At 62.1% G+C, this 4,731-nt stretch carries 6 protein-coding genes; 2 read left to right on the plus strand and 4 right to left on the minus strand.

The genetic code is table 11. The features are described from left to right. The 4 genes from M3O22_06910 to M3O22_06925 form a co-directional block, all read right to left on the minus strand. Positions 1-695: glycosyltransferase (locus M3O22_06910; GenBank protein ID MDP9196475.1), on the minus strand; the 695-nt coding region annotated here is incomplete at its 3' end. Next, positions 688-1,680 (minus strand): NAD(P)-dependent glycerol-3-phosphate dehydrogenase, encoded by a 993-nt coding sequence (locus M3O22_06915; protein ID MDP9196476.1) that lies wholly within the window; start codon positions 1,678-1,680, stop codon positions 688-690. The genes M3O22_06910 and M3O22_06915, both read right to left, overlap by 8 nt. Positions 1,681-1,819: 139 nt before the next feature. Then, positions 1,820-2,881, minus strand: coding sequence for a tRNA (adenosine(37)-N6)-threonylcarbamoyltransferase complex transferase subunit TsaD (gene tsaD, locus M3O22_06920; GenBank protein MDP9196477.1), 1,062 nt, complete (start codon positions 2,879-2,881; stop codon positions 1,820-1,822). A 128-nt stretch (positions 2,882-3,009) separates the two neighbouring features. Continuing rightward, on the minus strand, positions 3,010-3,588 hold the full coding sequence (locus M3O22_06925) for a hypothetical protein (protein MDP9196478.1): 579 nt from the start codon (positions 3,586-3,588) through the stop codon (positions 3,010-3,012). Between the two features lie 77 nt (positions 3,589-3,665). On the opposite strand from M3O22_06925, the gene M3O22_06930 reads away from it, so the two are divergent. Further along, on the plus strand, positions 3,666-4,157 hold the full coding sequence (locus M3O22_06930; GenBank protein MDP9196479.1) for a disulfide bond formation protein B: 492 nt from the start codon (positions 3,666-3,668) through the stop codon (positions 4,155-4,157). Next, entirely contained in the window at positions 4,157-4,720 is a 564-nt protein-coding gene (locus M3O22_06935) for a demethoxyubiquinone hydroxylase family protein (protein ID MDP9196480.1), read from the plus strand. Before M3O22_06930 ends, M3O22_06935 begins: the two co-directional genes overlap by 1 nt. Positions 4,721-4,731 lie beyond the last annotated feature (11 nt).

Here is a 4,731-nt window from a genome sequence, read left to right on the forward strand (position 1 = left end):
GACCAGGCACCCGCCAGTTCTGCCATACCTTTGTCGTGACTCAGGCGGCCCACAAACCCGATCACCGGATCATCCGGAGCCAGACCCAGCGCGCTGCGGATCCTCTGCCTCTCCCCGGCCGGCAGCCGTTCCGGATTGAACAGCCCGTCCGTATCCACGCCGCCGATGCTGCCATTCAGAGGCACCTCGATCCGACGGGCAGGATAAATCCCCTCCTTTTCCGCCTCCCCACGCAAGGAGCGGCTGACGCACAGGACCCGGTGGGCTGTGCGACAGGAAATCCGTTCGGCCATCTTCAGGACAAACCGCTTCCACCCGCGCTGGGTCACAAAGGGAAAGCCATGAATGTGATAGATCACCCGCGGCACGCCGGCCAGCCGGGCCGACAGCGTGCCCAGAAGGCCGCCCTTGGGCGTGTGGGTATGCACCACATCGGGCTTCAGGCGGCGGAACAGGCGCCATAGCTGCCACAGGGATTTCAGATCAGTAAATGGTGCAATCCGCCGCTCGATAGGCACAGCGTGGGGCGTAATGCCTTCCCGGGCTGTAAAGTCATACAGCTGCTGTCCGGGAGAGGTCACCACGTGCACGTCCACACCCCGGGCCCTCAGCATCGCCGCCTGGCCCCGGATGAACACCAGCGCCCAGGGAACATTGAATACGTGCACAAGCCGTTTCAGCGGACGGTTATTCATGCCGGAAAGGCCTAGTCAGCAGGATCCGGATGGTCTCGTCCACCCGGGCCCCGTGATTGAGAATGGTGTCAACAGCGGCGCAGATGGGCATGTCGATCCCCAGCCGCTGCGCCAGGGCCATCACAGCCCCGGCGGTGGGCAGGCCCTCCACCACACCCTGGCGCCCGGCCATGATCTCTTTCAGGGGCTTTCCCTGGCCGATCTCATAACCCAGCGACATGTTGCGGGACTTGCGGCTGGTGCAGGTCAGGATGATGTCGCCAAAGCCCGACAGACCCATCATGGTCTCGGCCCTGCCGCCCAGCGCTGTGGCCAGCCGGGTGATTTCCGACAGGCCGCGGGTAATCAGGGCCGCACGGGCATTTTCCCCCAGCCCCTTCCCTTCCACAATACCGCTGGCGATGGCCAGCACGTTTTTCACAGCACCACCCACTTCGGCGCCAATGACATCCGTACATACATAGGGCCGGAACACGGGGCTTCCCAGTGCGGCCGCCAGAGCCTGCCCCAGTGCCGGATCGGCGCAGGCCAGCGTAACGGCTGTGGGCAGTCCACGGGCCACTTCTGTGGCAAAAGTGGGCCCGGACAGGGTCGCCACGGAATGGCCGGAAAGTTCCTCTGCCGTCACTTCGGACAACAGCTTGCCCGTGCCAAGCTCAATCCCCTTGGCGCAGAGAATAACAGGCACAGTGTCTGCCAGAACAGGACGCAGGGCGCGGCATGTCTCACGCACCACCTGGGCCGGCGTGACCAGAAGCACAACATCAGCGCCAGCCAGATCCTTCAGGCTGTCCGTTATGCGAATACGTCCCTCCAGCGGGATCCCCGGCAGATAGCGGGTATTTTCCCGGCGGGTCTGCATCTGCCTCACCAGGTCCGGGTCCCGCGCCCACAACAGCACATCGCGTCCAGCCCGTGCGATGGCCAGCGCCAGTGCCGTTCCCCAGGCGCCAGGCGCCACAATCCCGATGGTCTGAAAATTCATGAGACCTCTTGCAGAACCCGCTGCGGTGCGGGTGTAAGGAACGAGGACCGCAGAACCGGAGTGTACACAATAGTACATGAGGATTCGAGGATCGCAGTGACGTAACAATCACCCACCGCAGTAGGGTTATGGAGGAGGTCTATGCTTTTACTCCTGCTCCCGTGGCTGGTGGAGCGTCCGGATCCAGCGGCCAGCGCGGACGGGGCGCAAAATCCAGCCCGTCTGTCCAGCCAGCCTGGAAGCGCTCGATCCCCGCCCAGGCAATCATGGCCGCGTTATCCCCACACAGGGCCAGAGGCGGCGCCACAAATTCAAATCCACGATCCTGCGCCAGGGCGGCCAGAGCGGCACGGACAGTCTGGTTGGCCGCCACGCCGCCAGCCACCACCAGGGTTTTCCCCTGCGGATACATCTGCCGGAACATCTGCATGGCCCGGGCGCAGCGGTCCACCAGGGATTCGCTGACCGCCTGCTGGAAGGCCGCCGCCATATCCGCCACATCCTGCGGATCCAGGGAACCGTACGGCCTGGATGGCAGGCGCTGGCGCACCGCTGTCTTCAGGCCCGAAAAGGAAAAATGGCAATCCGGCCGCCCCTTCATGGGCCGCGGCAGGTCAAAGCGCCCGGGATCCTTTGCCTGTGTAGCAGCCTTTTCCACCAGAGGCCCGCCGGGATAGCCCAGCCCCAGCATCTTCGCCACCTTGTCAAAGCATTCCCCCACCGCATCGTCGATGGTGGTGCCCAGACGGCAATAGCGTCCCACGCCTTCCACTGCCAAAAGCTGGCAGTGCCCGCCGGACACCAGCAGCAGCAGAAACGGATAGCCCACATTGTCGGACAGCCGAGGGCTCAGGGCGTGGCCTTCCAGATGGTTCACGGCAATGAGCGGCAGGTTCCGGGCGACGGCAATGGCCTTGGCCGCCATGACGCCCACCATAACCCCACCGATCAGGCCGGGTCCGCCTGTCACAGCCACCGCCGACAGGTCATTCAGGGTCACACCCGCCTCGTCCAGACTGCGCAGGATCAGGGAGTCCAGATGATCCAGATGGGCCCGGGCCGCCAGCTCGGGCACCACGCCACCAAAGGGCCTGTGGTTCTTCAGCTGGGACAGCACAAGGTTCGAGCGGATGGTACGGTCGCTGTCCACAACCGCCGCTGCCGTCTCGTCACAGCTCGATTCAATACCCAGAACAATCATGGGCCAAGGATAGAAACCGGGAAGACAGGCTTCAAGGAGAAATGTGTTTCCTCACCCTTCGACAGGCTCAGGGTGAGGAGGTGGTGAAGCCTCATGGTGAGCCTGTCGAACCATGAGGCAAACATCCTTCAGGCCCCTGGCGCAGTACCTCCTGGTGCTTCAGGCTTTACCTCACGCCTGCCCCGGATTGCGCTGGAGTATTCTTCCAGAACCTCACCTGTATGGCGATCCAGCCTCTGGATGACAACATGCAGTCCAGCGGGAACATTGCTGTCAGGTTCCAACACAACCTTCGCAAGGTCATCTCCAATTCCCAGAACAACATCAGGAACAGTAATCAGCTGTCCTTTTTCCACTCGCATCCATCTGCCTGTATCAATATTGAGCCAGCGGGCCCGATAAATCTCTGGACCTGAAGCAGTCTCCATCAATCGGACGTCCTCAGAAATCCTGATGCCAGATGATGCCTGCCCTTTCGGAAGAGGTTGCCATATCCGTCCCTGGCCGTACAGAATTCCTGCCTGCCAAAGGCATTCAAAGTGCGGGAAGAAATAGTCTCTTTCTTTAACCAGATCGGCAAAATCCTTTCTGTAACAGGAAATCAATCCCGCTATCTGATATGCCTCAAATGCCTGCGGGTTCCGCAACGCCATTTCATGAAGACACGCAATAACAGACATGCCGACAAGTCGTGGTCGGACAGACATGACAAGCTCCATAACAGAATGATAGACTGTTGCGGTCACAGTATCACCAGGCACTGAAAGCATAACAAAAATCAGCCATGAAATTCTCCCTCCCCCCCCACCGCACCCTGGTCCTGCTTCTGGCGCTGGCGTCGGCCCTGATGCTGGGCGCCGCACTGGCATCCCAGCACCAAGGTGGCCTTCACCCCTGCGCCCTGTGCCTGTGGCAGCGCTGGCCCCACGGTGTTGTGGCTGTCCTTGGGGCTCTCAGCCTGTGGCTGGGCCAATCGGCCCCCCACCGGAAGACCCTGATCCTGATGGGCCTGGTCCTGCTGGCAGGTGCGGGGATTGCCCTGTTCCACGTGGGCGTGGAACAGCACTGGTGGGCCGGAACGGCCAGCTGTGGTGGCGGCCTGGCAAAATCCGTATCACTGGAAGAGCTTGTCAACCGGATCCGTACCGCTCCCATGGTCCGCTGTGACACCGTGGCCTGGTCCCTGTTCGGCATTTCCATGGCCGGCTATAATGGCCTGATCTCCCTGCTGCTGGGCCTCGTGGCTCTGACCGGTGCATGGAAAGGCAAAGCCTGATGGGCACGCACATTCCTGATACCCTGCCCGGTCTTCCGGGTAACACTCCGCCGGCCCAACAGCGGGTCGACCGCATGATCCGCGTCAACCACGCCGGGGAATACGGGGCAAAACGGATCTATGAGGGCCAGCTGGCGGTTCTGGGCAAAAGCCCGGTCGCCCCGGTACTGGAGCATATGGCACAGCAGGAACAGCACCACCTGAAAGCCTTTGAGGACATGATCGTCCGGCGCCGGGTGCGGCCCACGGCGCTCAGCCCCCTGTGGCACGTGGCCGGCTATGCCCTGGGCGCTGCAACGGCCCTGATGGGCACCCGGGCCGCAATGGCCTGCACGGTGGCGGTGGAAGAGGTGATCGACGAGCACTATCGCCGCCAGCTGGAGCAGCTGCCCCCCGATGAGGCAGAACTGCGGGCGAATATCGAGAAATTCCGGGCCGAGGAACTGGAACACCGGGACATCGGCCTTGAGCATGAGGCAGAAAAAACACCCGCGTACCGTCTGCTCAGCGTGGCTATCAAAACCGCCTCACGCACAGCCATCTGGCTGTCGGAAAGGATCTGACCATGGGTATG

Source organism: Pseudomonadota bacterium, assembly GCA_030775045.1.
GTDB lineage: Bacteria > Pseudomonadota > Alphaproteobacteria > JALYJY01 > JALYJY01 > JALYJY01.

Coding starts and splice junctions, on each gene's coding strand:
- M3O22_06915 (MDP9196476.1), bottom strand. CDS start 1,680: ATGAATTTTCAGACCATCGGGATTGTGGCGCCTGGCGCCTGGGGAACG.
- tsaD (MDP9196477.1), bottom strand. CDS start 2,881: ATGATTGTTCTGGGTATTGAATCGAGCTGTGACGAGACGGCAGCGGCG.
- M3O22_06925 (MDP9196478.1), bottom strand. CDS start 3,588: ATGTCTGTCCGACCACGACTTGTCGGCATGTCTGTTATTGCGTGTCTT.
- M3O22_06930 (MDP9196479.1), top strand. CDS start 3,666: ATGAAATTCTCCCTCCCCCCCCACCGCACCCTGGTCCTGCTTCTGGCG.
- M3O22_06935 (MDP9196480.1), top strand. CDS start 4,157: ATGGGCACGCACATTCCTGATACCCTGCCCGGTCTTCCGGGTAACACT.